Annotated in this window: 29 protein-coding genes; 20 read left to right on the top strand and 9 right to left on the bottom strand. The window is 64.5% G+C overall.

From position 1 onward, the window contains the following. Position 1: 1 nt before the first annotated feature. The 4 genes from GGQ99_RS16840 to GGQ99_RS16825 form a co-directional block, all read right to left on the bottom strand. Complete coding sequence (locus GGQ99_RS16840) at positions 2–577, bottom strand: GNAT family N-acetyltransferase (RefSeq protein ID WP_183263408.1); 576 nt, start codon at positions 575–577, stop codon at positions 2–4. Positions 578–685: 108 nt separating this feature from the next. Then, positions 686–1465: a Bax inhibitor-1/YccA family protein gene (locus tag GGQ99_RS16835; protein WP_183263407.1), complete on the bottom strand. Its 780-nt coding sequence runs from the start codon at positions 1463–1465 to the stop codon at positions 686–688. A gap of 193 nt (positions 1466–1658) precedes the next feature. Beyond that, entirely contained in the window at positions 1659–4202 is a 2544-nt protein-coding gene (locus GGQ99_RS16830; protein WP_183263406.1) for an ABC transporter permease, read from the bottom strand. 10 nt (positions 4203–4212) lie between these two features. Further along, complete coding sequence (locus GGQ99_RS16825; protein WP_108606255.1) at positions 4213–4920, bottom strand: ABC transporter ATP-binding protein; 708 nt, start codon at positions 4918–4920, stop codon at positions 4213–4215. Between the two features lie 65 nt (positions 4921–4985). Between GGQ99_RS16825 and GGQ99_RS16820 the strand changes: the two genes are divergently transcribed. Then, positions 4986–5606 carry an arylesterase gene (locus GGQ99_RS16820; RefSeq protein ID WP_183263405.1) on the top strand — a complete coding sequence of 207 codons (621 nt, stop codon included), beginning with the start codon at positions 4986–4988 and terminating at the stop codon, positions 5604–5606. A gap of 139 nt (positions 5607–5745) precedes the next feature. Beyond that, on the top strand, positions 5746–6342 hold the full coding sequence (gene thpR, locus GGQ99_RS16815; protein WP_108606253.1) for an RNA 2',3'-cyclic phosphodiesterase: 597 nt from the start codon (positions 5746–5748) through the stop codon (positions 6340–6342). Here thpR and GGQ99_RS16810 read toward each other — a convergent pair. Then, positions 6246–6764: a low molecular weight protein-tyrosine-phosphatase gene (locus GGQ99_RS16810; RefSeq protein ID WP_108606252.1), complete on the bottom strand. Its 519-nt coding sequence runs from the start codon at positions 6762–6764 to the stop codon at positions 6246–6248. The two genes, thpR and GGQ99_RS16810, sit on opposite strands and share 97 nt — an antisense overlap. A gap of 52 nt (positions 6765–6816) precedes the next feature. Between GGQ99_RS16810 and GGQ99_RS16805 the strand changes: the two genes are divergently transcribed. The 4 genes from GGQ99_RS16805 to GGQ99_RS16790 all read left to right on the top strand — a co-directional run bounded on the left by GGQ99_RS16805 (position 6817) and on the right by GGQ99_RS16790 (position 8858). Continuing rightward, positions 6817–7113: a 4a-hydroxytetrahydrobiopterin dehydratase gene (locus tag GGQ99_RS16805; RefSeq protein WP_108606251.1), complete on the top strand. Its 297-nt coding sequence runs from the start codon at positions 6817–6819 to the stop codon at positions 7111–7113. Between the two features lie 75 nt (positions 7114–7188). Beyond that, complete coding sequence (locus tag GGQ99_RS16800; protein WP_183263404.1) at positions 7189–7551, top strand: YkvA family protein; 363 nt, start codon at positions 7189–7191, stop codon at positions 7549–7551. A 239-nt stretch (positions 7552–7790) separates the two neighbouring features. After that, positions 7791–8294 carry an invasion associated locus B family protein gene (locus GGQ99_RS16795; RefSeq protein ID WP_108606249.1) on the top strand — a complete coding sequence of 168 codons (504 nt, stop codon included), beginning with the start codon at positions 7791–7793 and terminating at the stop codon, positions 8292–8294. A 66-nt stretch (positions 8295–8360) separates the two neighbouring features. Next, a complete protein-coding gene (locus GGQ99_RS16790; RefSeq protein WP_183263403.1) occupies positions 8361–8858 on the top strand; it encodes a GNAT family N-acetyltransferase in 498 nt (165 codons plus the stop codon). 10 nt (positions 8859–8868) lie between these two features. Here the strand turns inward: GGQ99_RS16790 and GGQ99_RS16785 are convergent, their stop codons facing one another. Next, entirely contained in the window at positions 8869–9201 is a 333-nt protein-coding gene (locus tag GGQ99_RS16785; protein ID WP_108606247.1) for a DUF1294 domain-containing protein, read from the bottom strand. 144 nt (positions 9202–9345) lie between these two features. On the opposite strand from GGQ99_RS16785, the gene rlmN reads away from it, so the two are divergent. From rlmN to GGQ99_RS16770, 3 genes are all read left to right on the top strand, one after another. Further along, complete coding sequence (gene rlmN / locus GGQ99_RS16780; RefSeq protein ID WP_183263402.1) at positions 9346–10581, top strand: dual-specificity RNA methyltransferase RlmN; 1236 nt, start codon at positions 9346–9348, stop codon at positions 10579–10581. After that, the gene (locus GGQ99_RS16775) at positions 10578–11033 is read left to right on the top strand and encodes a hypothetical protein (RefSeq protein ID WP_183263401.1); all 456 of its coding nucleotides are present in this window, start codon (positions 10578–10580) and stop codon (positions 11031–11033) included. The genes rlmN and GGQ99_RS16775 overlap by 4 nt, the downstream gene beginning before the upstream one ends. A 229-nt stretch (positions 11034–11262) precedes the next feature. Then, positions 11263–11910, top strand: coding sequence for an NYN domain-containing protein (locus GGQ99_RS16770; protein WP_183263400.1), 648 nt, complete (start codon positions 11263–11265; stop codon positions 11908–11910). Positions 11911–11920: 10 nt separating this feature from the next. On the opposite strand, the gene GGQ99_RS16765 is transcribed toward GGQ99_RS16770, so the two are convergent. Further along, positions 11921–12562, bottom strand: coding sequence for a LysE family translocator (locus GGQ99_RS16765; protein ID WP_108606244.1), 642 nt, complete (start codon positions 12560–12562; stop codon positions 11921–11923). 206 nt (positions 12563–12768) lie between these two features. Continuing rightward, the gene (locus GGQ99_RS16760; protein ID WP_183263399.1) at positions 12769–14034 is read right to left on the bottom strand and encodes a Glu/Leu/Phe/Val family dehydrogenase; all 1266 of its coding nucleotides are present in this window, start codon (positions 14032–14034) and stop codon (positions 12769–12771) included. 346 nt (positions 14035–14380) lie between these two features. On the opposite strand from GGQ99_RS16760, the gene GGQ99_RS16755 reads away from it, so the two are divergent. The 7 genes from GGQ99_RS16755 to GGQ99_RS16725 all read left to right on the top strand — a co-directional run bounded on the left by GGQ99_RS16755 (position 14381) and on the right by GGQ99_RS16725 (position 21237). Next, on the top strand, positions 14381–15439 hold the full coding sequence (locus tag GGQ99_RS16755; RefSeq protein WP_183263499.1) for a dipeptidase: 1059 nt from the start codon (positions 14381–14383) through the stop codon (positions 15437–15439). A gap of 37 nt (positions 15440–15476) precedes the next feature. Further along, positions 15477–17114: an ABC transporter substrate-binding protein gene (locus GGQ99_RS16750; RefSeq protein WP_183263498.1), complete on the top strand. Its 1638-nt coding sequence runs from the start codon at positions 15477–15479 to the stop codon at positions 17112–17114. 28 nt (positions 17115–17142) lie between these two features. After that, the gene (locus GGQ99_RS16745; RefSeq protein WP_183263497.1) at positions 17143–18201 is read left to right on the top strand and encodes an ABC transporter permease; all 1059 of its coding nucleotides are present in this window, start codon (positions 17143–17145) and stop codon (positions 18199–18201) included. Then, the gene (gene nikC / locus GGQ99_RS16740; protein ID WP_108606241.1) at positions 18198–19115 is read left to right on the top strand and encodes a nickel transporter permease; all 918 of its coding nucleotides are present in this window, start codon (positions 18198–18200) and stop codon (positions 19113–19115) included. Before GGQ99_RS16745 ends, nikC begins: the two co-directional genes overlap by 4 nt. After that, complete coding sequence (locus GGQ99_RS16735; protein ID WP_183263398.1) at positions 19112–19945, top strand: ABC transporter ATP-binding protein; 834 nt, start codon at positions 19112–19114, stop codon at positions 19943–19945. Before nikC ends, GGQ99_RS16735 begins: the two co-directional genes overlap by 4 nt. Next, on the top strand, positions 19942–20691 hold the full coding sequence (locus GGQ99_RS16730) for an ATP-binding cassette domain-containing protein (RefSeq protein WP_183263397.1): 750 nt from the start codon (positions 19942–19944) through the stop codon (positions 20689–20691). The genes GGQ99_RS16735 and GGQ99_RS16730 overlap by 4 nt, the downstream gene beginning before the upstream one ends. A gap of 105 nt (positions 20692–20796) precedes the next feature. Continuing rightward, positions 20797–21237 carry an RbsD/FucU family protein gene (locus tag GGQ99_RS16725; RefSeq protein WP_183263396.1) on the top strand — a complete coding sequence of 147 codons (441 nt, stop codon included), beginning with the start codon at positions 20797–20799 and terminating at the stop codon, positions 21235–21237. A gap of 278 nt (positions 21238–21515) precedes the next feature. On the opposite strand, the gene GGQ99_RS16720 is transcribed toward GGQ99_RS16725, so the two are convergent. Then, positions 21516–22298: an IclR family transcriptional regulator gene (locus GGQ99_RS16720; RefSeq protein WP_108606238.1), complete on the bottom strand. Its 783-nt coding sequence runs from the start codon at positions 22296–22298 to the stop codon at positions 21516–21518. Positions 22299–22417: 119 nt separating this feature from the next. Here GGQ99_RS16720 and GGQ99_RS16715 point away from each other — a divergent pair, with 119 nt between their 5' ends. From GGQ99_RS16715 to GGQ99_RS16700, 4 genes are read left to right on the top strand one after another with little or no spacing between them, the layout of a single operon-like run. Continuing rightward, complete coding sequence (locus tag GGQ99_RS16715) at positions 22418–23167, top strand: SDR family oxidoreductase (protein ID WP_183263395.1); 750 nt, start codon at positions 22418–22420, stop codon at positions 23165–23167. Between the two features lie 14 nt (positions 23168–23181). Next, the gene (locus GGQ99_RS16710; RefSeq protein WP_183263394.1) at positions 23182–24066 is read left to right on the top strand and encodes an amidohydrolase family protein; all 885 of its coding nucleotides are present in this window, start codon (positions 23182–23184) and stop codon (positions 24064–24066) included. Beyond that, complete coding sequence (locus tag GGQ99_RS16705; RefSeq protein ID WP_183263393.1) at positions 24063–25607, top strand: sugar ABC transporter ATP-binding protein; 1545 nt, start codon at positions 24063–24065, stop codon at positions 25605–25607. Before GGQ99_RS16710 ends, GGQ99_RS16705 begins: the two co-directional genes overlap by 4 nt. After that, complete coding sequence (locus GGQ99_RS16700) at positions 25604–26602, top strand: ABC transporter permease (RefSeq protein WP_108606234.1); 999 nt, start codon at positions 25604–25606, stop codon at positions 26600–26602. The genes GGQ99_RS16705 and GGQ99_RS16700 overlap by 4 nt, the downstream gene beginning before the upstream one ends. Positions 26603–26664 lie beyond the last annotated feature (62 nt).

Here is a 26664-nt window from a genome sequence, read left to right as displayed (position 1 = left end):
CTTAGCCCTTGCCGCCCTTGGCCACGAAGCGGCGCTCGGGCATCGAATTGGCGTCGGGCGGAAGCGTGGCGCCGCCATTCATCGCCAGCTGCATGAACACGGTGTCGAGCCAGCGGCCATGCTTGTAGCCAGAGCCTTCCATCCGTCCGGTATGGTGGAAGCCGAGCCTTTCATGCAGCCGAACCGACGCGCTATCGGCATGGCCGTCGCCGATCACCGCAATGATCTGGCGAAAGCCGAGGATGGTTGCCTCGTCGATCAGCGCCTGCATCAATGCCTTGCCGATGCCCGTGCCCTTGGCCTCGGGCGCGATATAGATCGAATCCTCGACGATGAAACGATAGGCCGGGCGCGCCCGGAATGGACCGGCATAGGCGTAGCCCAGGATGATGCCGTCCCGTTCAGCGACGAGATAGGGATAACCGCCCTCCATCAGCGCCTCGTAGCGCGCGCCCATTTCGGCACGCGTCGGCGGTTCGAGCTCGTAGCTGGCCGTGCCGTTGAGCACGGCGTCGGTATAGATCTCGGTAATCCGGTCGAGGTCGTCAGGCAGCGCGTGCCGTATAGTCATGCTCATTTTTTAGGCAATCCAGATTGTTGCCTCCATTAGAGCAAAGCTCGGCACAAATGAAAAGGGCGGCCGTTGGGCCGCCCTTCGAAAGTCTGATGGTCCAGTCTCGATGCGTTATTCGCGGTTGCCCAGGAACGACAGCAGGAACGAGAACAGGTTGATGAAGTCGAGATAGAGCGTGAGCGCGCCCATGATCGCCTTGCGGCCGGAGACGAGTGCGTCGTCGCCGTCGAAATACATCTCCTTGATCTTCTGCGTGTCGTAGGCGGTCAGGCCCGAGAACACCAGCACGCCGATCGCCGAGATGGCGAACTGCAGGGCCGACGACTGCAGGAAGATGTTGACCACCATCGCGATCAGGATGCCGAACACGCCCATGATCAGGAACGAGCCCATGGCCGTCAGGTCACGCTTGGTCGTGTAGCCGAACAGCGACAGCGCGCCGAAGGCGGCAGCGGTCACGAAGAAGGTCTGCACGATGCTGGCGCTGGTGTAGACCAGGAAGATCGACGACAGCGACAGGCCCATCAGGCCGGCGAAGACCCAGAACGCGGTCTGCGCGCCCGAGGTGCTCATCGACTGGATGCGGGCGCTCAGGAAGAACACCATGCCGAGCGGAGCCAGCATGACGACCCACTTCAGCGGCGAACCATAGAGCGCGACGCCGAGGCTGGTCAGCATCTTGCCGTTGCCCATCGTGGCGACGGCAGTCGCCGGATCGTTGGTGGTCGCCAGCATCATCGTGCCGAACGCGGCCAGGCCGGTGATTGCGAGGCCAAGCGCCATCAGGTTGTAAACCTTCAGCATGTAGGCGCGCAGGCCCTCGTCGATCGACGCGTCGACGCGGCTGCCCGCCGTCGCCGTACGCGTCTGGTAATTTCTGAAGTCGGACATGGTTTCCTCTGTTGCTTCTGCCCCGTCGGGTGTCAGGCCGAAACCCAGGCGCCGCTGGCGGGGCTCCAGCATGCCTCCGCCGAAATATGATGATTCTTTCAGGCCAGAACAAGGCCCGTTACGGCCTGAAACCCGCTGTGAGGGCCATTTCTCATACAAATGTCGTTGAAGTCCAGCCCTCAACGGCATTTCGCTACTCGCTGCGCAACACCGGTGCTGCCTTGTGGCCAAGCACGCGCCATGTGCCGATGAGGCCGAAGCCGACCGTCAGCACCAGGGCGAAGACGATCGTCGCGACCGCGACCTCGGGCAGGAAGGACGACGGCAACGTCATGATTCGGGCAACGACGAACCAGGCCGCGACGCCGCCGGCAGCGAGCGCGAACACCGCCGTGGCCAGGCCGATCAGCATGTATTCGAGCGAAAAGGCCGAGATCAGCGTCCGCCGGGTGGCACCCAGCGTCTTCAGGATCACCGCATCGTGGACCCGGGCGCGATTGCCCGCTGCGAGCGCCCCTGCCAGCACCAGCACCGAAGCGATCAGCGCCACGCCGGCAGCCGCGCGGATCGCGGTGCCAAGCTGGGCGACGAGCCGGTTGACGACGTCGAGCGCGTCCTTGACGCGAACCGTGGTGATGGCCGGATAGCTGCGCGTCACCGAATTGAGGATGCGCGATTCCTGGATCGGCGACGCCTTGTCTTCGGTCAGCGTGGCAAGCCAGCTGTGCGGTGCGCCGGCGAATGTGTTGGGCGAAAATACCATGACGAAGTTGATGCCCATCGATTCCCACTGCACTTCGCGGAAATTGGCGATCTTCGCCGTCACGTTGCGGCCCAGCACGTTGACCGTCACCATGTCGCCGAGCTTGAGGCCGAGTTCGCCGGCCTCTTGCGCCGAAAACGATACCAGCGGCTCGCCCGCATAGTCCGCCGGCCACCACGTGCCTTGCGACAGCGTCGAGTTTTCCGGGATGTTCTTGGCATAGGTCAGGCCGCGGTCGCCGCGCAGCACCCAGGCGCCCTCGGGCGGCACGTTGAGCTTCTGCACGTCGGTGCCGTTTAGCGCCATGACCCGGCCCCGCAGCATCGGCACGCGCACCAGCTTGCCACCGGGCGCTTCGGCCTGCACCAGTTTGGCGAAATCGTCGACCTCGCCGGGTTGGATGTCGACGAAGAAGAAGTTCGGCGCCCGCTCCGGCAGGCTGCCGGCGATCTGGCGGCGCAGATTGCCGTCGATCAGCGCCAGCGTCACCAGCAGCGTCAGCCCCAGTCCGAGCGACAGCACCACCGACGGCGTCAGCGCGCCGGGCCGGTGGATATTGCCGATGGCAAGGCGAAGGGCGGTCGAACGCACGCGCGGGCTCTTGCGCGCCAGCCACTGCACGGCGACAGCCACCACGCGCAGCACCAGGAACGAAAACACCGTCGCGCCGACGAAGATGGTGGCGATGCGCCGGTCGCCGGCGAACCATATCGCAAGCAATGCCAGCGCCGCCGCGATGGCTACGGCTGTCGCGATGTAGACCAGTCGCGGCAAGCCGCGCCCCTCGAAACCCATCTCGCGGAACAGCGCGGTCGCCGGCACGTCGCGGGCGCGGCCCAGCGGCAGGATGGCAAAGGCAAGCGTCACCAGCACGCCGAACAGTGCGGCCATGCCAAGTGCTGCAGGATAGACGCCCGCCTCGGCCGGGACCGGAATCACAGACTGGAGCGCCGCGCTTGCCGCAAACGGCATCAGCGCGCCGAACACCAGGCCGACGGCGATGCCGAAGCCGGCGATCAGCAGTATCTGGATAAGATAAACCGACAGCACGAAGCCGCCGGAGGCGCCGAGGCTCTTGAAGGTGGCGATGACGCCGCGCTTGCCGTCGAGATAGGCGCGCACGGCATTGGCCACGCCAACGCCGCCGACCACCAGCGAGGTCAGCCCAACCAGGGTCAGGAACTGCGTGAAACGCTCGATATTGGCCGAGAGCGCCGGCGCCGCATTGCTGCGGGTGCGGATGCTCCAGCCGGCTTCGGGCAGTTCCGCGTTCGCCCGCTCGCGCACAGCCGTGACCTCGGCCTCGCTGGTGCCGACCGGCATGCGGATCTTGTAGGCGTGTTCGACCAGGCTGCCCGGCTGGATCAGCCCGGAAGCGCTCAGGCCCTCCATCGACACCAGCAGGCGCGGGGCGAAACCGAAACCGTCGGAAACCGCGTCGGGTTCATTGACCAGCTTGGCCCTCAGTTCGAAGGTCGTGCCGCCGAGCCTGATCCTGTCGCCGAGCTTGAGGTCGAGCCTTTCGAACAACAGGTCCGGCGCGGCAGCACCATAAGCGCCCGACTTTTCGGCAAAGAGTTCGTCGCGCGGCAGCGCCGGTTCGGTGACCAGCGTCCCATAGAGCGGGTAGGCGGCATCGACCGCCTTGGCCTCGACCAGTGACTGGTCGGAGCCGTCCTCCAGCCGCGCCATCGAGCGCATGCCGGCATTGTGCGAGACCGTGCCGAGCCCTTCGAGGAAGGTCTTTTCCTTGTCCGTCGCCTCGCGCTGGATCAGCTGGAAGCGGATGTCGCCGCCAAGCAGCGCCTGGCCTTCACTGGCAACGCCTGCGGTGATGGCGCGGGCCACCGAATTGACCCCGCCGATGGCAGCCACGCCAAGTGCGATGCAGGTCAGGAAGATCAGGAAGCCGCGCAGGCCGCCGCGCATCTCGCGCGATGCGAAGCGGAAGGCGAGAGGCAGGTCCTTCAGCATAGGGGCACCCTCATGCCCGCACCTTCTCGGCAACCGGCGCGATCGTCGCGGTCTCGATCCGCCCCGAGCGCATCGCCACCTGCCGGTCGCAGCGCGCGGCAAGTGCCGGGTCGTGCGTGACGAGCACCAAAGTCATCGCCCGTTCGGCAGCCTTGGCAAACAGCAGGTCGGCGATCTGGCGGCCGGTCGCCTGATCGAGATTGCCGGTCGGCTCGTCGGCGATGAGGATGCGCGGTTCCGGCGCCAGCGCACGCGCGATCGCCACGCGCTGCTGCTCGCCGCCCGAAAGCTCACCCGGATAATGCGTGACGCGATCGGCAAGGCCGACAGCCGCCAGTTCGCGCGCGGCGATGGCAAAGGCATCGCGCTTGCCGGCCAGCTCCAGCGGTACGGCGACGTTTTCCAGCGCCGTCATATTGGGGATCAGGTGGAACGACTGGAACACGATGCCGATATTGCGGCCGCGGAAAGCCGCGATCTGGTCTTCGCTGCGGCCATTGAGCAGCTCGCCGGCAATCGTCACCGTGCCGCCGTCGACCCGTTCCAATCCTGCCAGGACCATCAGCAGCGTCGACTTGCCGGAACCCGAGGGGCCGACGATGCCTGTTGCTTCGCCCGCAGCGACATCGAGGCTCACGCCCTTCAGCACATGTACCGAGGAAGCCCCCTGGCCCAGCGTCAGCGATACATCCCTCAGTTCGATGACGGCTTCTGTCACGGCAAATTCGTCCTATATGGAAATTGAAGGGCGGGGATCGTCTTCGTCATATCGGGTCTGACTTTATGGCTTTCAAACAACTAGTTGCCGCGGCCCTTCTGATGCTTGCGGCCGCAGCCTCCTCCTGGGCTGAGCCTTTCCGCATCGTCGGCTTCGGCGACAGCCTGATGGCCGGCTACGGCCTTGGCCCTGGCGAGGGTTTTCCAGAAAAACTCGAGGCCGCGCTACGCGCCCGCGGTCACGATGTGGTGATCGCCAATGCAGGCGTGTCGGGCGATACGACCAGCGGCGGCCTGTCGCGGCTCGACTGGTCGATACCGGACGGCACGCAACTGGTGATCCTCGAGCTCGGTGCCAACGACATGCTGCGCGGCATCGACCCCGCGCTTGTCGAGCAGAACCTCGACAAGATGCTTGCCCGGCTCAAGGAACGCAAAATCGAGGTGCTTCTGGCAGGCATGGTCGCCGCGCCCAATCTCGGCCACGCCTACGGCGAACAGTTCGGGACGATCTATCCGAAACTGGCGGAAAAATACGACGCCACGCTCTATCCGTTCTTCCTCGATGGCGTCGCCGGCGATGCCAAGCTGTTGCTGGAGGACGGCATGCACCCGAATGCCCTGGGCATCGACCGTATGGTCGAGAACGCCCTGCCAACGGTGGAAAAGGCCATTGCCGGCAAATGAACCTCGTCATGCAACGTTGCAACACATCGCCGGCGGCAGCGTTGCCTAAACAGCAACGTGCAAACAAACCTCTTGCCCGGCGCTGCGATCGATGATTCGCTGAGGTTACGGATTGCGATTCGAGGAAGGGAGCCTGGCCATGCCGCGACTTTTCACCGCCCTCGAAATTCCGCGTGATGCCGCGTTGTCGCTCTCCCTGCTCAGGGGCGGCCTGTCGGGCGCCCGCTGGATCGACGTCGAAAACTACCACCTCACCTTGCGCTTCATCGGCGATGTCGAAGGCCATGTTGCCGACGAGATCGTCGAGGCCATCGACCGTGTCGACCGGCCAGGCTTTCCGCTGACGCTTTCAGGTGTCGGCGCCTTCGGGCAGAAGAAGCCGCATGCGGTCTGGGCCGGCGTCACGCCCTCGCCGGAACTCAACGCACTGCAAGCTGAGATCGAACGCATCTGCAAGCGCCTCGGCGTCCCGTCCGACCCGCGCAAATTCACCCCGCATGTGACGCTGGCACGGCTCCGCAACACCAGCCCGCTCGACGTCGCGCACTATCTTTCGGCACGCGGCAACTTCGCCACTGTGCCCTTCCGCGTCGGCCGCTTCGTGCTGATGTCGTCGCGCGACTCGGTCGGCGGCGGCCCCTACATCGTCGAGGAAGCGTGGCCGCTCAATGGCTCGGACGCCGGTTCGCTGATCCGGTCGGCAAGCGCTTCCGAAGCCTCGCGGATCATGCGGTAGACAACCAGGAACCCGTCTTCCCCGCCATAATAGGGATCGGGCACGTCCTGTGGCCGATCGGTGACATGGCCGAGGAAAAGCTCGACGCGGTCCTGGGCCTGCTGCGGTGCAAGCGCCCTGAGGTCGTCGGCGTTGGAGCGATCCATGGCGAGGATCAGGTCGAAGCGCTCGAAATCGGCCGGCACGACCTTGCGCGCCTGCTGGGCGGCGATGTCGATGCCGTGTTGCGCCGCCACCGCGATCGACCGCGGGTCGGGCGCCGAGCCGGCATGCCAGCCGCCGGTGCCGGCGGAGTCGATGGTGAATTCGCCGTCCAGTCCGCGTTCGGCAAGCACGGCGCGAAACACGCCTTCGGCCAGCGGCGAACGGCAGATATTGCCGAGACAGACGAAGAGAATGGATTTTACCTGCTTTTCGACCATCGATCCCGCGCTATGCTGGTGAGGAAAGAACTCGATAGCACGGGAGCATGAAATGGCCAGAGAGAAACTTGAACCTGCCGCAGTGACGCAGGCCCTTGCCGAGCTCGACGGCTGGACGCTAGCCGCCGACGGGCTGTCGATGTCGCGCAGCTTCGTGTTCAGGAATTTTAGCGAGGCCTTCGCCTTCATGACCCGTGTTGCCCTGGCGGCTGAGAAGCTGGACCACCATCCCGACTGGTCGAACGTCTACAAGACCGTCGACGTCAAGCTGAACACGCATGACGCCGGCGGGCTGACCGAACTCGACGTCAAGCTGGCCAAGCGCATGAACGCCTATTTCGGTTCTTGAGGGCCACATCTTGCAGCGAGGCGCGCTCCTTCCCACATTTCCGGCAAAGGAATTCGGGCAAAGGAGACTGTCTGGATGGTGAAAATCCCCGGCTTTGACGGCTTCCGCGGCGACGATGCGCCGGCGAGCGAGAGCGAAGTGCGTGAAAAGTTCTGGCGCAAGGCCAAAGGCGCCGCCCGCCACGTCCCCTTCATGGAGGAAGTGGTCGCGGCCTATTATTGCGCCATGGACAAGGACACGCCGCTGCGGGCCAAGGGCATACTTCTCGCCGCCCTGGGCTATTTCATCCTGCCGGTGGACACCATTCCCGACGTCATCCTCGGCCTCGGCTTCACCGACGACATCGCCGTGCTGACGGCGGCCATCACCGCCGTGCGCGCGCACATGACGCCGGCCCACCGGCTTGCCGCCAAGGAAAGCCTGTCGCGCGAGCCCTGACGCGCGGCGGCCTTGTTTCAGCCTGACATCAAAAGTCAAACTCTTGCCGTTTTCTCGGGGTTCAACCGCGACAGGGACACGATGCCTGTGCATGACAGGCCGAACGGCGGGGTTCCAGGCGGCAAATGTCCTTTCTGCAAGGCCATTCACCCTTTGGTAACCCAGATTAAATCAAAATGAAGCCAACGGGCGGGCGCGCAGTCGGCCTGCCCCGCTCCATTTGAACTACAGGAAAAACGATGCGCGGTTTGATAGCTATAATTTCGGGTCTGGTGCTTGCAGCGTCGGCAATGCCGGCGCTCGCCCAGTCGGCGACCAAGATCGGCCAGCACAATGCCTGGGGCACCTACAGTTACCAGGCGCAGAACGGCAAGGTCTGCTACGTGCTGACGGTGCCGACCGACAAGCAGCCGCCGACGCTCGATCACGGCGACATGTTCTTCTTCGTCAGCCAGCGCCCGGGCCAGAAGGTTTCCTTCGAGCCGCAGTTCATTGCCGGCTACAATTTCCAGGAAAACTCCAAGGTCGCGGTCACCATCGGCGACAAGTCGTTCTCGATGTTCACCAAGGGCAAGTCGGCCTGGGTCGAGAATGCGGCCGAGGAACCGGCACTGATCGCCGCCATGCGCGGCGGCTCGGACATGAAGGTCACGGCCAAGTCCGGCCGCGGCAACCCGACCAACTACGTCTTCTCGCTCAAGGGCATTTCGGCAGCGCTGAGCTCTATCGCCACCTGCAAATAAGCTCTTCGGGTGCAGCTACAAAGACCGGGCGATCCGATCGCCCGGTCTTTTGTTTGAGGCCCAGCCATGTTCAGCATCGTCGACGGAACTTCAACGCATATCGATGAAGCTGCGGCCATCTGGGCGCGGGCCACCGCTGCGCGCGACGGCGACGACGATGTCGCCTCGCTCGCCGAAGCCCGGCCGGTCATCTCGAGGGTGCTCGAAAGCTCGCCGCATGCCCTGCTGGCGATCGCCGTGAACGAAGACGGCACTGCCGTCGCCTTTGGCGCCATTGCACCCGTTCCGGGTGCAAACGCGACCGCCGAGCTGCATTATTTCGGCGTCGATCCCGACCGTTGGGGCCGGGGCGCGGCAGGCGAGCTGTTGACCCGCATTGCGGCAATGCTTCGCGAACGCGGCTTCGATACGGCCGAGCTCGCGGTCTATGCCGACAATGATCGCGCCGTCAGGCTTTACGAGCGCCTTGGCTGGCGCAGGCAGGGCGACCCGGTGCCGCATGCGCACAGCGGGCGGCCGGAACAACGCTACCAGCTGGCGCTCCATCCAGCCGCCGGAAGCTGAGGCCGACGGTTCACGAAACCGCGGGACCTTTCAGCGCATTGAACAGGCCGGATGCCCATTGCGGCGCGATCAGCCAGAGCGCCAGCACGGCGACGGCGACCGCATGAAGCGCCACGATCGCATAAAGCCTGCTGCGGAACGGCTCCTTGCGCGTCTTGTGCCGGAACAGGTGCTGGGCCGACAGCGCACCAAGGCTGCCGCCGGCGAAAGCAAGCCAGAGCAGGGTTTTCTCAGGGATACGACGCGCTCCGGACCGGGCCAGGCGCTTGTCGCGCCAGAAGGCAGCGAACGCCGCAAAGTTGACGGCGAGCACCACCAGGACGATGTGTAGGATGTTGCTCATCGCGCCAGCATCCCAGCCATTGCCTAACAGACTGCAAAGCTGCGGCACAAATGCATGGCCGCCAAAACGTGACGCAGAGACAGACCTGTGATATGTCGCGCCAAAATCCTACATTTGCCGCTATATCAACCTAGCTGAGCCCGAATGACCCTTTCGCTCGACCTAACCTCCGATGCTACCCGCGATGCGTTGCGCGCCCGTGCGGCTGCGCCCGTCAAGGGCGAGCTGATCGGCCTCACCCGCGAAGAGCTCGCCGACGCGCTTGTAACCTCGGGCATCGTTCCCGAGCGCCAGGCCAAGATGCGCGTCCAGCAGCTCTGGCACTGGCTCTATGTCCGCGGCGTCTCCGACTTCGCCGACATGTTCAACATCTCCAAGGACCTGCGCGCCGAACTCGCCAAGCACTTCACCATTGCGCGCCCCGAGATCGTCGAGGAACAGATATCCTCCGACGGCACGCGCAAGTGGCTGTTCCGTTTCCCGCCGCGCGGCGCGGGCCGCCCGGTCGAGATCGAAACCGTCTACATTCCCGAGGAAGGCCGCGGCACGCTGTGCATCTCCAGCCAGGTCGGCTGCACGCTGACCTGCTCGTTCTGCCACACCGGCACGCAGAAGCTGGTGCGCAACCTGACAGCGGAAGAGATCCTGACGCAGCTGATGACGGCGCGCGACCGGCTGGGCGACTTCCCCGACCGCAACACGCCCGCTGGAGCCATCGTGCCGGCCGAGGGGCGGAAAATCTCCAACATCGTGATGATGGGCATGGGCGAGCCGCTCTACAATTTCGAGGCGGTGAAGAAGGCGTTGCTGATCGCCTCCGACGGCGACGGCCTGGCACTATCCAAGCGCCGCATCACGCTGTCGACCTCGGGTGTCGTGCCGGAAATCTTCCGCACCGGCGAGGAGATCGGCGTCATGCTGGCGATCTCGCTGCATGCCACCAACGACGATCTGCGCGACCTGCTCGTGCCGATCAACAAGAAGTACCCGCTCAAGGACCTGATCGAGGCCTGCCGCTCCTATCCCGGCCTGTCGAACGCCCGCCGCATCACCTTCGAATATGTGATGCTCAAGGACGTCAACGACAGCCTCGAGGACGCCAAGGCACTGGTCAAGCTGCTGCGCGGCGTGCCGGCCAAGATCAATTTGATCCCGTTCAACCCCTGGCCCGGCACCAACTACCAGTGCTCGGACTGGGAGACGATCGAGAAGTTCGCCGACTACATCAACAATGCCGGCTACGCCTCGCCGATCCGCACCCCGCGCGGTCGCGACATCCTCGCCGCCTGCGGCCAGCTCAAGTCAGAATCCGAGCGCATGAAGAAGAGCGAGCGCCTGGCGCTCGAGGCGATGATGATTGCGGGACACGGCGAGGCGTGAGCCGCTTCCTGCTCTATCTCGGCAAGTTCGCCCACATGGTGCTGGGCTATCTCGCGGCCTCGCTTGCCGCCAGCGCTTTCCTGAACGTGGTCTTCCTTGGTGCTGCCGGCCTCATGGCATCAGACATCCCGCCTGAGGTCGCGACCGGGTCGATGGTCTTCACCATCCCCTTCACGGCACTGTTCGTCGCTTACTTCGCCTTCGTGCCGGCGCTTGTCGTCATGCTGCTCGCCGAACTGCTCGGCAAGCGCGACTGGCTGTTCTACGCGCTGTCGGGCGGCTTCGTCGCGCTGGTCTTCCTCGGCTTTGCCTACCAGGGCGGTGACCAGGGCTTCGCCTATCGCGATCCCCTGCTACCGGTTTCGATCGTCGGCAGCGGCCTGATCGGCGGCATCGCCTACTGGTTCGTCACCGGCCGTTTTGCCGGGACATTGCGCCAATTTGCTCGCTAAACAATGCTGGAAGCTTAGTCGCATTGCCTAGAAGTAGTTCGGCTCGCGCAACTGGGCGCCATATGTAGAAAGCCCTTGACTCTGCGCTAGGAAAGAGTCTGTCAAGGACGATTCGTCCTTTACATTTCGAGGGCAAATCACATATAACGTTTACAGTAAACCCGCTTAGGCTACGGCTTAAGCGCCTCCCCCGGGCCACGGCTCGGGGGTTTGCATTTCTGGGGTGCGAATGGGGGAACGAACTCGGGTTGCGTGTTTTGTTGACGGCTTCAACCTCTATCATGCTGTTGCCGAATTGGGGCAATCGCATCTCAAATGGTTTGACCTGAGAAAGTTAGTCGAAACTTTTTTGGATCCCGCAAAGCATGAATTGAGATCAGTTTTCTATTTCTCTGCTTTCGCGACATGGCTGCCTGGGCCGTATTCCCGGCATCAACAATATGTCGAAGCTCTTAAGGCAACGGGCGTCACTCCGATCATGGGGCACTTCAAGGCGAAAAATCGCAAGTGCAAATCTTGCGGCGCCGTCTGGATATCTCACGAGGAAAAGGAAACGGACGTTAACATCGCTCTTTGGCTCGTGAATGAAGCGTACAAAGACAATTTCGACGAGGCCTTCGTACTCAGCCGTGACAGCGATCTAACTCCCGCCATCAAGATGCTTCTTGCTGAATTTCCTAGCAAGGCGATCAAGGTGATATCCCCTCCAAATGCCGGGCACAGCAAAGAAATGGCAAACTTGGTCGGCAACAAGAAACTTGCCTCCGTAAAGACAATCCATCTGGAACGGTCCCTACTCCCCGCGACAGTAACTGACCCCGACACTGGCATCGTCGTCGCTCGGCGACCTCAAGAATACGACCCTCCCGTTCCATGAGGCATTCTGCCTACTTCGCCTGCGCCGTAAGAATCTTCAGCGCGAAGGCCGAGAACACGCCAGCAAACAGATAATCGACGATGCGGGTGACGCGCGGGCTCTTCTTGAGCAGGCCGGCGAACTTGTCGGCGGCGATCACCATCGGCGCCGTCACCGGCAGCGACAGCACGATGAACATCGCGCCCAGGAAGAACAGCTTGCCCGGCGCATTGGTGTCGTGGGCCGACACGAACTGCGGCAGGAAGGTCATGAAGAACAGGATGATCTTCGGGTTGAGCAGGTTGATGCCGAGGCCCGTCGCCCAGTTCTGGAACACCGAGCGCGGTTCGCGCTTGGCGGTGTCGGGCGAAAACGCCGAGCCCTTGGTCACCGCCTGGAAGGCGAGCCAGACCAGGTAGCCGGCGCCGACGATCTTGAGTACCATGAAGGCCTGCGGCGAGGCGACGATCAGCGCCGACAGCCCGAGCGCCACCAGCGTGGTGTGGATGACGATGCCGGTCATCGCCCCGGCCATGCAGGCAAAACCCGCCTTGCGGCCCTCGGACAGCGCCCGACCGACGAACAGCGTCATGTCGGGGCCGGGCGTGATCGCGATGATGAAGGTGGCGATCGCAAACTGGATGATGGTCGCCCAATCGGGAATGAAGGACATGGTCGCGCTGCCGGGTTTTGCCTTTGAGGCGTGATGAAGGGGGGTCAGTCGGGATTTCACCCACAGACCTACGCCCGCCAACCTAGCGCTTCAACAGGAAAATGGCAGGCCAGAGCGCCGGGCGCCCCAATGGACGCAGGAAAGGCGCGCCCCAAGTCACTGCTGCGCCGCCGGATCGTTTCGATCCGGCGGCGCAGCAGTTTGGCTCAGCTTGCGAAGTAGTTCTGCGTGCCGTGCGCTTCGATCGCCTCGGCGAGGCGTGCGAGCGCATGGACATAGGCCGCGGTGCGCACCGAGACATCCTTGGCCTTGGCGACATCCCAAATGGCGCGGCCCTCGCGCTCCATGATGATGCGCAGGCGGTCGTGGATCTCCTCGATCGGCCAATAGTAGCCCTGCCGGTTCTGCACCCACTCGAAGTAGGAGACGGTGACGCCGCCGGCATTGGCCAGGATGTCGGGCAGCACGACGATGCCCTTCTTCTCCAGCACCTCGTCGGCTTCCGACGTGACCGGGCCGTTGGCGAGTTCGAGCACGATGCGGGCCTTGACGATGTCTGCGTTGTCGATGCGGATCATGTTCTCCAGCGCCGACGGCACCAGGATATCGCAATCGACACCGACCAGCGCATTGCCGTCGAGCAGCTCGTGCCCGCCCTCTCCGGCCGTCGAGGTGACCGAACGGCCATTGTCCTTGGCGGCCAGCAGGCGGCCGAGGTCGAGCCCGTTGGCGGCCTGGACGGCGCCTTCCGAGTCGGAAACGGCAACGATCGTGTGGCCATCAGCGGCAAGCAGGCGCGCAATGTGCTGGCCGGCGTTGCCGAAACCCTGGACGGCGATGCGCAGGTTGCCCTTCAGACCGAGTTCGTCTGCGAGATGGCGGACCAGATAGTAGCCGCCACGCGCGGTGGCGTCGCCGCGGCCGAGCGAACCGCCCAGCGCCAGCGGCTTGCCGGTGATGACGGCGGGCGACGCCTGGCCGACGATCTGCGAATACTCATCGGCCATCCAGCCCATGATCATCGAGTTGGTGTAGACGTCGGGCGCGGGAATGTCGCGATCCGGCCCGATGATGCTGGCGAAGGCCTGGATGTAGGCGCGAGAGAGGCGCTCCAGTTCCGCCTTGGAAAGCTTGCGCGGGTCGACCTGCACGGCACCCTTGCCGCCGCCATAGGGCAGGTTCATCACGGCGCATTTGAACGTCATCCAGAAGGCCAGCATCTCGACTTCGTCGGCCGTCGATTCAGGATGGAAACGGATGCCGCCCTTGGTCGGGCCGCGCGTGTCGTCGTAGCGGCAGCGCCATGCCAGGAAGGATTTGCGCGAGCCGTCGTCCATGCGGATCATCAGGCGGGCTTTGGTGGTCTCGCGGGCAAATTTCAGTTTCTCGATCACATCGGCGTCGACGGTCAGGTGTTTTGCCGCCTCGTCGAGGCGCACGAGAGCATGATCGAGAAGACTGCCTTCTGACATATGTAAATTTCCTGTCGTGATAAACGGATTTGCAGTTCGGAGAGCGGCGGATAGCCGCTGGCAGCCCGACTGCCCAAATTTTTGCCAGATTTCAATGCCGAACAAGGTCGCAGACCTGCCGCAAGGTCAGGCCTGAACTTCGTCTGTGCCTGCAATGGCGGCAAATTGCCTCGTTTTAGCGCCGAAACACATAAGCCTGCGACGAATGGTCCAGCGCGAACTTCCTTTTGGTCCTGGCGGCACCTTACGAAGCGGAACTGCGGGATGGGCGCAAAAGCGCATGCCGTCGGCAGATTGACTCGGCCTGCCGTGCGTCCTTCAACTGCCTCCCTGACAGGAGTGCATGATGCAGGCAGTTTTCGACGGTCACAACGATGTGCTGTTCCGGTTGTGGACCAACGCCGCCAAGGGTGCTGACCCGGTGGCCGAATTCATCGAAGGCACCAGGCAGGGCCATATCGACATGCCGCGCGCCAGGAAAGGTGGCCTCGCCGGCGGCCTCTGCGCCATCTACATCACCTCCGGCGACATTGGCGACGACGCCCGCGACGGCAACGGCCACTACGCCATTCCGCTCTCGGCCCCGCTTGAACGCGCACCGTCGCTCGACATCGCCCTCGACATGGCGTCGATCGCCTTCCGGATCGAGCGTGCCGGCGGCTGGAAGATCTGCCGCAACGGCGCCGACATCGATGCCGCCGAGGCCGAAGGCAAGTTTGCCGCCGTGCTGCACATGGAAGGCTGCGAGCCGATCGACGCCGATCTCCGCGCGCTCGAGGTCTTCTACGCCGCCGGCCTGCGTTCGCTCGGCCCGGTATGGAGCCGCAACACCATCTTCGGCCACGGCGTGCCCTTCGCCTTCCCGTCGAGCCCCGACACCGGCCCCGGCCTGACTGAAGCCGGCAAAAGACTGGTCCGCGAGTGCAACCGCATCGGCATCGCCATCGATCTCGCCCACATCACCGAAAAGGGCTTCTGGGATGTGGCGAAGCTCAGCGACAAGCCGCTGATCGTCAGCCATTCCAACGCCCACTCCCTCACGCCGATCAGCCGCAACCTGACCGACAAGCAGCTTGCCGCCGTCAGGGAAAGCAACGGCCTCGTCGGGCTCAACTTCGCCGTCACCATGCTGCGCGAGGACGGCGCCAAGAGCGCCGACACCCCGCTGTCGGACATGGTCCGGCACATCGACTACATGGTCGAGCATGTCGGCATCGACGGCGTGGCGCTGGGATCCGACTTCGACGGCGCCACGATCCCGGCCGAGATCGGCGACGCCGCCGGGCTTCAGAAGCTCGTTGCGGCCCTCCGGAACGCTGGATATGGTGACGCCGATCTGGCGAAAATCTGCCGCGACAACTGGCTGAGGGTCTTGCGCTCGGCCTGGCACGAAGCGGCAGCCTAACAACAAATAATTCGTCAACTTGGGGAACTGAAAAATGATGCTTGGTAAAATGAACGGACAATTCCGTCTGCTGCTTGCAGGCGCAGCCCTTTCGGCGATGGTCTTTGCGGCACCCGCGCTTGCGGTGACGCCGGCCGACACGCTGGTCCAGGCCTGGGCCATCGACGACACCATCACGCTCGACCCGGCCGAATCCTTCGAGCTCAGCCCGGCCGAATTCCTCGGCAACGCCTATGACATGCTGGTGCGCCTCGACATCAACGACACCACCAAGGTGCGCCCCGGCGTCGCCGAAAGCTGGACCGTTTCCGACGACGGCCTGACCTATACCTTCAAGCTCAAGCCCGGCCTGAAGTTCGCCTCCGGCAACCCGATCACCGCCGCCGACGTCGCCTGGTCGTTCGAGCGCGTCGTCAAGCTCGACAAGAGCCCGGCATTCATCCTCACCCAGTTCGGCCTGACTAAGGACAACGTCGCCGAGAAGGCCAAGGCCGCCGACGACAGCACCTTCGTCTTCACCGTCGACAAGTCCTATGCGCCGTCCTTCGTGCTCAACTGCCTCACCGCCACCGTCGGCGCGGTGATGGACAGCAAGCTGGTGCTCGAGCATGTCGCCCCGGTCACGCCGACCGACGACTACAAGTTCGACAACGACTTCGGCAATGGCTGGCTCAAGACCGGCTATGCCGGCTCGGGACCGTTCAAGATCCGCGACTGGCGTGCCAACGAGATCCTCGTGCTCGAGCGCAACGACAACTACTATGGCGACAAGCCGGCACTGGCCCGCGTCATCTATCGCCACGTCAAGGAAAGCGCCACCCAGCGCCTGATGCTCGAAGCCGGCGACATCGATGTCGCCCGCAACCTTGAGCCGGGCGACCTCGAAGCGGTTTCGAAGAACGCCGAGCTGACCACCACCAGCGCGCCCAAGGGCACGGTCTATTACATCAGCCTCAACCAGAAGAACGAGAACCTGGCCAAGCCGGAAGTGCGCCAGGCGCTCAAGTACCTGGTCGACTACGACGCCATCGGCGCCACGCTGATCAAGGGCATCGGCGAAATCCGCCAGACCTACCAGGCCAAGGGCGTGCTCGGCGCGCTCGACTCGAACCCGTTCACCTTCGACCCCGCCAAGGCCAAGGAACTGCTGGAGAAGGCAGGCCTGAAGGACGGCTTCTCGGTCACCATGGATGTGCGCAACACCCAGCCTGTCACCGGCATCGCCGAATCGTTCCAGCAGACCGTCGGCCAGGCCGGCGTCAAGGTTGAGATCATCCCCGGCGACGGCAAGCAGACGCTGACCAAGTACCGCGCCCGCAACCACGACATGTATATCGGCCAGTGGGGCATGGACTACTGGGATCCGAACTCCAACGCCGAGACCTTCACCTCCAACCCGAACAACGCCGACGACGGCACCGTGAAGACGCTGGCCTGGCGCAACGCCTGGGACGTGCCGGAGCTGACCGAGAAGACCAAGGCAGCCCTTCTGGAGCGCGACAACGACAAGCGCGCCGCCATGTACAAGGAACTGCAGCAGGCGGCGCTCGACACCAGCCCGTTCGTGCTGATCTTCCAGCAGACCGAGGTTGCCGGCCTGCGCGGCAACGTCAAGAACTACAAGCTCGGGCCGAACTTCGATTCGAACTTCGTCGCTCCCGTGACCAAGGAATGATCCCAATAGGATCAGACCTTTGAGCAGCATGGAAAACCAGACGCAAGCGAGGCGCGCCAACCGGCGCGCCTCCGCCATTCTCAAGGCGGTCGCCAGTTTCGTGGTGATCGTGGCCACCACCTATCTCGGCCTGCTGGCCGTCACCTTCTTCATCGGCCGCGTCGTGCCGATCGACCCGGTGCTGGCCATCGTCGGCGACCGCGCGCCGGCCCATGTCGTCGAGCGCACGCGCATCGAGATGGGCTTCAACCTGCCCTACTACCAGCAGTTCTATCTCTACGTGAAAGGCGTCCTTCAGGGCGACTTCGGCACCTCGGTGCTGACCACCAACCCTGTCATGGCCGACATCCGCCGCGTCTTCCCGGCGACGATGGAACTCGCCACCGTCGGCACCATCATCGGGGCGGCCTTCGGCATCCCGCTTGGCGTGCTTGCCGCCGTCAAGCGCGGCAGCCTCGCCGACCAGATCGTGCGCATCATCGGCCTGATCGGCTATTCGGTACCGATCTTCTGGCTCGGGCTGCTGGCGCTGCTGGTGTTCTATGCCCGCCTCGGCTGGACCGCCGGTCCCGGCCGCATCGACGTGGTGTTCGAATACACCTTCACCCCGATCACCGGCTTCTACCTGCTCGACGCGGTGCTCAACCGCGACTGGGCTGCCTTCAAGGACATCTTCGCCCACATCATCCTGCCGGCCTCGCTGCTCGGTTATTTCTCGCTCGCCTACATCAGCCGGATGACGCGTTCCTTCATGCTCAACGAGCTCAGCCAGGAATACATCGTCGCCGCGCGCGCCAAGGGCCTGTCGGAAACCCGCATCATCTGGGGCCATGCGCTGCGCAACGCCGCCGTGCCGCTGGTGACCGTGATCGCACTATCCTATGCCGGCCTGCTTGAAGGCTCGGTGCTGACCGAGACGGTCTTTGCCTGGCCAGGGCTCGGCCTCTACATCACCAACTCGCTGCAGAACGCCGACATGAACGCGGTGCTGGGCGGCACGATCATCATCGGGTCGGTGTTCATCGCACTCAACCTGTTCTCCGACCTGCTCTATCGCCTGCTCGACCCAAGGACGCGGATCAGATGAGCGACACAGCAATGACCCGCCGCGAATGGCTGCTAACCGACCGGCCGCAATCACGCATGCAGGCGCGGCTCGGCCGCACCTACCTGACCTGGCGCCGCTTCACCGCCAACAAGCTCGCCGTCATCGGCCTCGGCATCATCCTGCTGCTGCTGTTCGTCGCCGCCACAGCACCCCTGCTCGCGCCCCATTCGCCCTATATCGGCGACCTCAGGAACGCCCGCCTGCTGCCGCCCAGCTCCACCTATTGGCTCGGCACCGACGATCAGGGCCGCGACATCCTCTCACGCCTGATCTACGGCTCGCGCCTGACCTTGCAGGTCATCGTGCTGGTGGCGATCATCGCCGCCCCCATCGGCCTGCTGGTCGGCACCGCCGCAGGCTATGCCGGCGGCTGGATCGATGCGGTGCTGATGCGCATCACCGACATCTTCCTCGCCTTCCCCAAGCTGGTGCTGGCACTGGCCTTCGTCGCCGCCCTCGGGCCCGGCATCGAAAACGCCATCATCGCCATCGCCCTGACCTCCTGGCCGCCCTATGCCCGCATCGCCCGCGCCGAAACGCTGACGGTGCGCAACTCCGACTACATCTCAGCGGTCAAGCTGATGGGCGCCTCGCCGATGCGAATCGTGCTGCGCCACATCATGCCGCTGTGCATCTCCTCGCTGATCGTGCGCGTGACGCTCGACATGGCCGGCATCATCCTCACCGCCGCCGGCCTCGGCTTCCTCGGCCTCGGCGCCCAGCCGCCGCTGCCCGAATGGGGTGCCATGATCGCCTCCGGCCGCCGCTTCATCCTCGACCAGTGGTGGGTGGCCGCAGCACCCGGTGCAGCGATCCTCATCGTCAGCCTCGGCTTCAACCTGCTCGGCGACGGCCTGCGCGACGCGCTCGATACCCGCAGCGGTGGCCAATGAGCACGCTGCTGCATGTCGAAGACCTGCGCGTCTCCTTCCCCACCCGCACCGGCGTGGTCGAGGCGGTGCGCGGCGTCTCCTTCGCGCTCGGCCAAGAGCGGCTCGGCATCGTCGGCGAGTCTGGTTCGGGCAAGTCGCAGACCGGACGCGCCATCATGGGGCTGACGCCGCAGCAGGCCGAGATCAAGGCCAAGCGGCTCGAATTCAGCGGCATCGACCTTTTGAAGGCGTCGCAGGCCGAACGGCGGGCCTTGCGCGGCAGCCGCATCGCCATGATCCTGCAGGATCCCAAATATTCGCTCGATCCGGTCATGACCATCGGCCGCCAGATCGTCGAGACGCTGCGCACGCATGAGAAGGTCGGCAAGTCGGAGGCGCGCCAGCGCGCGCTCGACATGCTTGCTGCCGTTCAGATCCGCGACCCCAAGCGCGTCTACGACCTTTACCCGCACGAGGTCTCGGGCGGCATGGGCCAGCGCGCCATGATCGCGATGATGCTGATCGCCGGCCCCGAACTCTTGATCGCCGACGAGCCGACCTCGGCGCTCGACGTCACCGTCCAGCTCGACATCTTGCGCATCCTGGACCGGCTGGTGATCGACCGTGGCATGGGGCTGGTCTTCATCTCCCACGATTTGCGCCTGGTCTCGACCTTCTGCGACCGGGTCATCGTCATGTATGCCGGCAAGATCGTCGAGGAGTTGAAGGCTTCAGAACTGTCGCAGGCCAAGCACCCCTACACCCAGGGCCTGCTCAACTGCATGCCCAAGATCGGCGAGAGCCGGCACCCGCTGCCCGTGCTCGACCGCCAGCCGGAGTGGCTGCTGTGACCCCTGCGCTTGCGATCGACAAACTGCGCGTCGTCTATGACGACTTCATCGCATTGAAGGATGTCAGCCTGACCGTTGCGCAGGGCGAATCCTTCGGCCTCGTTGGCGAATCCGGTTCCGGCAAGTCGACGCTGCTGCGCGCGGTCGCCGGTCTGGCGCCCGTGACCTCCGGCACCATCGACGTTTCCGGCCAGCGCCTCGGCAAGACCCGCGACAAGGCGTTCTACCGCCAGGTCCAGATGGTGTTCCAGGACCCTTACGGTTCGCTGCATCCGCGCCAGACCGTCGACCGGCTGCTGCTCGAACCGCTCGACATCCACGGCTTCGCCGACACCGAAAAACGCATCCAGCGCGCGCTCGACGAGGTCGGCCTCGGTTCCGGCTTCCGCTTCCGTTATTCGCACCAGCTGTCTGGCGGCCAGCGCCAGCGCGTGGCGATTGCCCGGGCACTGATCCTCGAGCCATCGATCCTGCTGCTCGACGAGCCGACCTCGGCGCTCGACGCCTCGGTCCAGGCCGAGGTGCTCAACCTGCTCGAACAGGTGCGCCGCGACCGCAAGCTGACCTTCGTCATGGTCAGCCACGACCTCGGCGTCATCACCCATATGTGCGAGCGGCTGATGGTGATGCAGAGCGGCGAGGAGGTCGAGCGGCTGCAGGCCGGCGACCTCGCCACGCGTAACGTGGCCCAGGACTACACGCGCAACCTTCTGGTAGCGTCGGAAGGATTCGTGCGCGGCGGCTAGGGCAAATTCGGCAAACGCGAAAATGCCCTGGCGGCTTGCACGCCGAAGCACTTGCCTGCAATTCTGGATACAGCCAATCCGCAACCCGCATCTCAGGTGACAAAAATGCTCCTTGGCATCGACCCGCTGCTCGGCCCCGACGTGCTCTACGTGCTCCGTGCCATGGGCCATGGCGACGACCTGATCATCGCCGACGCCAACTTCCCGGCCGATGCGATGGCGAGGCAGACGGTGTTCGGCCGGCCGCTGCGCATCGATGGCGACATCGTCAGCGTGATGAAGGCGGTGCTGTCGGTGATGCCCGTCGACACCTTCGTCGACGATGCCTTCGGCCGCATGGAGGTCGTCGGCAAGCCGGACGAGATCCCGGACGTCCAGCGTGAGGTCGGCAAGCTGATCGAGGGCACCGGCACGAAGATGGTCGGCATCGAGCGCTTCGCCTTCTACGAGCGTGCCAGGAAGGCCTATGCCGTCATCCAGACCCAGGAACGCCGCTTCTACGCCGACTTCGCCGTGCGCAAGGGCGTGGTGCCGCCGGAGGCGTGAGGCGCTCCGACCAACCTGCCCTCATCCAACTGCGAGTTTGTCGAAGGGTCGGCACCTCTCCTGAAAGGGAACAGCCGCCCCTCATCCCCTACCGGACCTTCTCCCCGTGAACGGGGCGAAGGAAGCCGGCTGCGACGACTACGCCCACTTCCACAACACAGAAGAGGTCAGCGGAAACGTCGACGCCCCCTCTCCCCGCTTGCGGGGAGAGGGCAAGGGTGAGGGGCAGCGCTGAGCTGCCCAATAGAAAGAGTTAGAGCAAAGAGTATTCAGCCCGCCTACGACAGCGACAGCTTCGCCGCGACATCCTTGAGCAACAACAGCGTCTGGTCGATGTCGGCCTGCTTGTCGTCGAGCCTTTGGATGTAGGGGCAGGTCAGCACGGCGATCGCGTAGCCGTCGGGCGACAGGATCGGCACCGAGATATCCTCGATGGCGCGCATTTGCTGGCTCGGCCCGACGCGGTGCCCTGCCTCGCGATAGGCCTTCAGCACCGGCTCCAGCCTGTCCCGCGCCTCGGCCTGCTTCGTGCCTTCCCAACGCATCGCCAGCTCCGACTGCGCCTGCTCGTCGAGGAAGGCGAGCAGGATATGGCCGGAACTGGTGGTCAAGAGCTCGATATGGGCGCCGATGCGGATGCCGAACTCCCAGTTGCCGGGACAGCTGGCATGCGCGACAACGAGTGCCGCGCCGCCTTCGGGAACGACGAGGTGGCAGGACTGCCCGGCCTCGCTGGCGAAGGCGTCCATCAGCGGCAAGGCGCGCGCCACCAGGCGGCGCACCGGCGGATGGCGATGGGCGAGGATGAACAGCTTCATCGTCAGCGCATAGCGGTCGCCCTCGGGTGAGCGGCTGACATAGTCGCGCGCCACCAGCCGTTCGAGCATGCGGTAGACCTCGCTCGGCCCCCGCCCCATCGCCTTGACGATCTCGGCACGGGTCAAGCCGCCCGGCTGCTCTGACAGGAGCTCCAATATGTCGAGCCCCTTGTCGAGCGCCGGCGCCCGGTAGCGCTCGTCCTTGTCCTGGTCGTTCGCGGCGTTGATCGGCCTTTTTGGCATTGCGCGAATTCCTCCCTCGCCACCGCCTCACATTTCCCATTGCAAGGTCGGTTCATTTATGAATAGTATGTTCGTATATAGACAGAAGCGCAAGCAGTTTGCTGGGAGGAGCGACGGTTATGCGACTAAGCCGGAAACGCATTTTCATTTCCGCCGCTGCCCAGGGCATCGGCCGCGCCAGCGCGCTGGCCTGCGCCAAAGAGGGCGCCCACGTCGTCGCCACCGACATCAATGACGATGCCCTGAAAGCCCTGTCGGCCGAGAGCACGGGCATCGAGACCCATCGTCTCGACGTGCGCGACGGCGCGGCAGTCGCCGCCTTTGCCAGGCAGCAGCCAGCACTCGACGGCCTCTTCAACTGCGCCGGCTTCGTCCACAACGGCACGATCATGGACTGCAGCGACGAGGACTGGGATTTCAGCTTCGACCTCAACGTCAAGAGCATGTACCGCACGACCCGCGCCTTCCTGCCCGGCATGCTGGAGCAGGCGGAAAAGACCGGCGCCGTGTCGATCCTCAACATGGCCTCCATGGCCTCGTCGATCAAAGGCTTCCCCAACCGGCTGCTCTACGGCGCCACCAAGGCGGCGGTGATCGGCTTCACCAAAGGCATGGCCGCCGACTATGTCCGCCGCGGCGTCCGCTGCAACGCGCTCTGCCCCGGAACCGTCGACACGCCCTCGCTGCGCGGCCGCATCGCTGCCGCCGCCGATCCCGTGCAGGCCGAGAAGGATTTCATCGCCCGCCAGCCCATCGGCCGGCTCGCCACCGTCGACGACATCGCGCCGCTGGTCGTCTACCTATTGTCCGACGAATCCCGCTTCGTCACCGGCCAGGCCGTCCTGGTCGACGGCGGCGTCACCATCTAGGCGGAGCGGCGGCCATGATCGAAAGGATCGACGGCCACTGCCACTACTGGACGCTCCAGCGCGGCGATTACGGCTGGCTGACGCCTGGCGCCGCCCACCTCGCCCCGATCTACCGCGACTTCGGTCCGGCCGAGATGCGCCCGCTGGCCGAGGCGGCCGGAATCGCCAGGCGCATCCTCGTCCAGGCAGCCCCCACCGAAGCTGAAACGTTGTTCCTGCTCGACCAGGGCCGCAACGACAAGGCCGTCGCCGGAATCGTCGGCTGGGTCGACCTGTCGTCAGCCGAAAGCGTCGCTTCCCTGGAAAACTTCGCAAAAAATCCTTTGTTCAAGGGCGTGCGGCCGATGCTGCAGGACCTGGAGGACATCGACTGGATCGCCACCCGTCCCAGCGGAAAAGCCGTCGCCGCGCTGAAGCGCCTCGGCCTGCGTTTCGACGCGCTGGTCCTGCCGCAGCACCTGCAGTCGCTCAGGCATTTCGTCGAGACGCATCCCGACCTGCCTGTCGTCATCGACCACGCCGCGAAACCCGCCTTCGCCGCACCGACCGACGACCCGCGCCATGCCATGTGGAAGTTCGGCATGGCCGAACTGTCGGGCCACCCGCATCTGTGCTGCAAGCTGTCCGGCCTGCTGACCGAACTGCCGGCGGAGTTGAGGACGACGCCGAAGGCTGCCGCCGAAGCCCTCCGCCCCACCGTCGACAGCCTGCTCACCTGGTTCGGGCCGGATCGCCTGATCTGGGGCTCGGATTGGCCGGTGCTGACCCTGGCAGCGTCCTTCCCCTTCTGGGACGAGGTAACCGAACGCCTGCTCCAGAGCCTCGGCCAGTCGCAACGCGCAGCGATCCTCGGCGGCACCGCAGCACGCTTCTACGGTATCGAAGGAGGACGCGCATGAACGCCCTCGTCTCGATGAAGGACATCGAGAAATCCTTCCCCGGCGTGCGCGCGCTGCACAATGCCCAACTCGACCTGCGCGCAGGCGAGGTCCACGCCCTGATGGGCGAGAACGGCGCCGGCAAGTCGACGATGATGAAGATCCTCGCCGGCATCTACCGCCGCGACGGCGGGGAAATCCTGCTCGACGGCAAGCCGGTCGAGGTCAACTCGCCGCGCCAGGCCCAGGACCTCGGCATCGGCATCATCCATCAGGAACTCAACCTGATGCCGCATCTGACCGCGGCGCAGAACATGTTCATCGGCCGCGAGCCGCGCAAGGCCGCGGGACTTTTGCTCGACGAGGCGAAGCTCAATGCCGATGCCGCCGAAATCTTCGCCAGCATGCATCTCAAGCTCGACCCGCGCACGTTGGTCGGCGGGCTGACCATCGCCCGCCAGCAGATGGTCGAGATCGCCAAGGCGCTGTCCTACCGCTCGCGCGTGTTGATCATGGACGAGCCGACGGCGGCGCTGAACGACGCCGAGATCAACGAGCTCTTCGCCATCATCGCCAGGCTCAAGGCCGAGGGTGTCGGCATCGTCTACATCTCGCACAAGATGGACGAACTCAAGCGCATCGCCGACCGCGTCACCGTCATGCGCGATGGCGAATATATCGGCACCGTCCCTGCCGCCGACACGCCGGTGGAAAAGATCATCTCGATGATGGTCGGGCGCGCGCTCACCGAGGATCGCCCTGAAGTGCCCGACCATTCGAACGCGGAGGTCGTACTCGAGGTCAGGAATCTCAATCGCGGCGCGGTCATCCGCGACGTTTCGTTCTCCGTCCGCAAGGGCGAGATCCTCGGCTTTGCCGGCCTGATGGGGGCCGGGCGCACCGAGGTCGCCCGCGCCATATTCGGAGCCGACCGCCGCGACAGCGGCGACATCTTCGTGCACGGCAAGAAGGTCGACATCCGCATGCCGCAGGACGCCGTGCGCGCCGGCATTGGCTACCTCTCCGAGGACCGCAAACATTTCGGCCTCGCCACCGGCATGGACGTGCGCAACAACGTCGTGCTGGCGAGCCTGTCCCGCTTCGCCGGCCCGGGCGGCCTGTTGCGCGAGTCGGCCATGCACGAGGCAGCAAGCCGCTACATCGACCAGCTCGCCATCAAGACCCCGTCCGACCGGCAGGAGGTGCGCCTGCTCTCGGGTGGCAACCAGCAGAAGATCGTCATCGCCAAGTGGCTTTTGCGCGACTGCGAGGTGCTGATCTTCGACGAGCCGACGCGCGGCATCGATGTCGGCGCCAAGAACGAAATCTACAAGCTGTTGAACGCACTGGCCCAGCAGGGCCGCGCCATCATCGTCATCTCGTCCGAACTGCCCGAGATACTGCGGCTCAGCCACCGCATCGCCGTGATGTGCGAGGGCCGGCTGACCGGCATTCTTTCAGGCGGCGCCAGCCAGGAAGAGATCATGCATCTCGCCACGCTTCGCGGCGAGGCCGCCAACCACAACAAACAAGATAAGCCGGCAAAGGGAGAGGCCAAATGAGTGCGACCGCATCCACGGCGAACGTCTCGACCGCCTCGCGTTTCTCGGGCGCTCAGCACAGGCTTCTGGCCTTTGCCAGCCTGATTGCGCTGATCGTGGTCTTCAGCCTCGCCTCGCCCAATTTCATGCAGACCTCCAACATCATCGCCATCCTGCAGGCAACGTCGGTCAACGGCGTGCTGGCGATTGCGGCGACGCTTGTCATCATCACCGGCGGCATCGACCTGTCGGTCGGCACGCTGATGACCTTTTGCGCCGTCGTCGCAGGCGTGGTGCTGACCTCATGGGGCATGCCACTCGGCCTCGGCGTGCTCGCCGCCATCCTGGCCGGCGCGGCAAGCGGCATCGCCTCCGGAACGTTTGTCGCCAAGCTCAAGATCCCGCCCTTCATCGCCACGCTCGGCATGATGCTGATCCTCAAGGGCCTGTCGCTGGTCATCTCGGGCACCCGGCCGATCTACTTCAACAGCACGCCCGGCTTCACCCAGATCTCGCAGGGCTCGCTCATCGGCACCGTCATTCCCGGCCTGCCTATCCCCAACGGCGTGCTGATCCTGTTTCTCGTTGCGATTGCGACGAGCTTCATCCTCGAGCGCACCATCCTCGGGCGGTTTACCTTTGCACTCGGCTCCAACGAGGAGGCGGTCCGGCTTTCCGGCGTCAACACCGACCGCTGGAAGATCGCCGTCTATGCGCTCGCCGGCGCCATCTGCGGCATCGCCGGACTGCTGATCGCCTCGCGCCTCAACTCGGCGCAGCCGGCGCTCGGCCAGGGCTACGAACTCGACGCCATCGCCGCGGTCGTCATCGGCGGCACCTCGCTCTCCGGTGGCCGTGGAACCATCATCGGCACGCTCATCGGCGCGCTCATCATCTCCGTGCTTGCCAACGGCCTGCGCATCCTTTCGGTCGCCCAGGAATGGCAGACCGTCGTCACGGGCCTCATCATCATTCTCGCCGTCTACACCGACATTCTGCGGCGCCGCGGGCTTTGAGGAAAGCTTGCTTCGCGCAGCGCCGACGTGCTGCGCCAACATCAAGAAGAGGGCGAAAGCGC

The organism is Aminobacter niigataensis (assembly GCF_014200015.1).
Lineage (GTDB): Bacteria > Pseudomonadota > Alphaproteobacteria > Rhizobiales > Rhizobiaceae > Aminobacter > Aminobacter niigataensis.
Note: the sequence above shows the minus strand (reverse complement) of the source record. Positions and strands in the feature narration are given on the sequence as shown.

What these genes read in the sequence shown, in the direction of transcription:
- GGQ99_RS16840 (WP_183263408.1), bottom strand. Translation starts at nt 577, where the DNA reads ATGAGCATGACTATACGGCACGCGCTGCCTGACGACCTCGACCGGATT.
- GGQ99_RS16835 (WP_183263407.1), bottom strand. Translation starts at nt 1,465, where the DNA reads ATGTCCGACTTCAGAAATTACCAGACGCGTACGGCGACGGCGGGCAGC.
- GGQ99_RS16830 (WP_183263406.1), bottom strand. Translation starts at nt 4,202, where the DNA reads ATGCTGAAGGACCTGCCTCTCGCCTTCCGCTTCGCATCGCGCGAGATG.
- GGQ99_RS16820 (WP_183263405.1), top strand. Translation starts at nt 4,986, where the DNA reads ATGGCTTTCAAACAACTAGTTGCCGCGGCCCTTCTGATGCTTGCGGCC.
- thpR (WP_108606253.1), top strand. Translation starts at nt 5,746, where the DNA reads ATGCCGCGACTTTTCACCGCCCTCGAAATTCCGCGTGATGCCGCGTTG.
- GGQ99_RS16810 (WP_108606252.1), bottom strand. Translation starts at nt 6,764, where the DNA reads ATGGTCGAAAAGCAGGTAAAATCCATTCTCTTCGTCTGTCTCGGCAAT.
- GGQ99_RS16805 (WP_108606251.1), top strand. Translation starts at nt 6,817, where the DNA reads ATGGCCAGAGAGAAACTTGAACCTGCCGCAGTGACGCAGGCCCTTGCC.
- GGQ99_RS16800 (WP_183263404.1), top strand. Translation starts at nt 7,189, where the DNA reads ATGGTGAAAATCCCCGGCTTTGACGGCTTCCGCGGCGACGATGCGCCG.
- GGQ99_RS16795 (WP_108606249.1), top strand. Translation starts at nt 7,791, where the DNA reads ATGCGCGGTTTGATAGCTATAATTTCGGGTCTGGTGCTTGCAGCGTCG.
- GGQ99_RS16790 (WP_183263403.1), top strand. Translation starts at nt 8,361, where the DNA reads ATGTTCAGCATCGTCGACGGAACTTCAACGCATATCGATGAAGCTGCG.
- GGQ99_RS16785 (WP_108606247.1), bottom strand. Translation starts at nt 9,201, where the DNA reads ATGAGCAACATCCTACACATCGTCCTGGTGGTGCTCGCCGTCAACTTT.
- rlmN (WP_183263402.1), top strand. Translation starts at nt 9,346, where the DNA reads ATGACCCTTTCGCTCGACCTAACCTCCGATGCTACCCGCGATGCGTTG.
- GGQ99_RS16770 (WP_183263400.1), top strand. Translation starts at nt 11,263, where the DNA reads ATGGGGGAACGAACTCGGGTTGCGTGTTTTGTTGACGGCTTCAACCTC.
- GGQ99_RS16765 (WP_108606244.1), bottom strand. Translation starts at nt 12,562, where the DNA reads ATGTCCTTCATTCCCGATTGGGCGACCATCATCCAGTTTGCGATCGCC.
- GGQ99_RS16760 (WP_183263399.1), bottom strand. Translation starts at nt 14,034, where the DNA reads ATGTCAGAAGGCAGTCTTCTCGATCATGCTCTCGTGCGCCTCGACGAG.
- GGQ99_RS16755 (WP_183263499.1), top strand. Translation starts at nt 14,381, where the DNA reads ATGCAGGCAGTTTTCGACGGTCACAACGATGTGCTGTTCCGGTTGTGG.
- GGQ99_RS16750 (WP_183263498.1), top strand. Translation starts at nt 15,477, where the DNA reads ATGCTTGGTAAAATGAACGGACAATTCCGTCTGCTGCTTGCAGGCGCA.
- GGQ99_RS16745 (WP_183263497.1), top strand. Translation starts at nt 17,143, where the DNA reads ATGGAAAACCAGACGCAAGCGAGGCGCGCCAACCGGCGCGCCTCCGCC.
- nikC (WP_108606241.1), top strand. Translation starts at nt 18,198, where the DNA reads ATGAGCGACACAGCAATGACCCGCCGCGAATGGCTGCTAACCGACCGG.
- GGQ99_RS16735 (WP_183263398.1), top strand. Translation starts at nt 19,112, where the DNA reads ATGAGCACGCTGCTGCATGTCGAAGACCTGCGCGTCTCCTTCCCCACC.
- GGQ99_RS16725 (WP_183263396.1), top strand. Translation starts at nt 20,797, where the DNA reads ATGCTCCTTGGCATCGACCCGCTGCTCGGCCCCGACGTGCTCTACGTG.
- GGQ99_RS16720 (WP_108606238.1), bottom strand. Translation starts at nt 22,298, where the DNA reads ATGCCAAAAAGGCCGATCAACGCCGCGAACGACCAGGACAAGGACGAG.
- GGQ99_RS16715 (WP_183263395.1), top strand. Translation starts at nt 22,418, where the DNA reads ATGCGACTAAGCCGGAAACGCATTTTCATTTCCGCCGCTGCCCAGGGC.
- GGQ99_RS16710 (WP_183263394.1), top strand. Translation starts at nt 23,182, where the DNA reads ATGATCGAAAGGATCGACGGCCACTGCCACTACTGGACGCTCCAGCGC.
- GGQ99_RS16705 (WP_183263393.1), top strand. Translation starts at nt 24,063, where the DNA reads ATGAACGCCCTCGTCTCGATGAAGGACATCGAGAAATCCTTCCCCGGC.
- GGQ99_RS16700 (WP_108606234.1), top strand. Translation starts at nt 25,604, where the DNA reads ATGAGTGCGACCGCATCCACGGCGAACGTCTCGACCGCCTCGCGTTTC.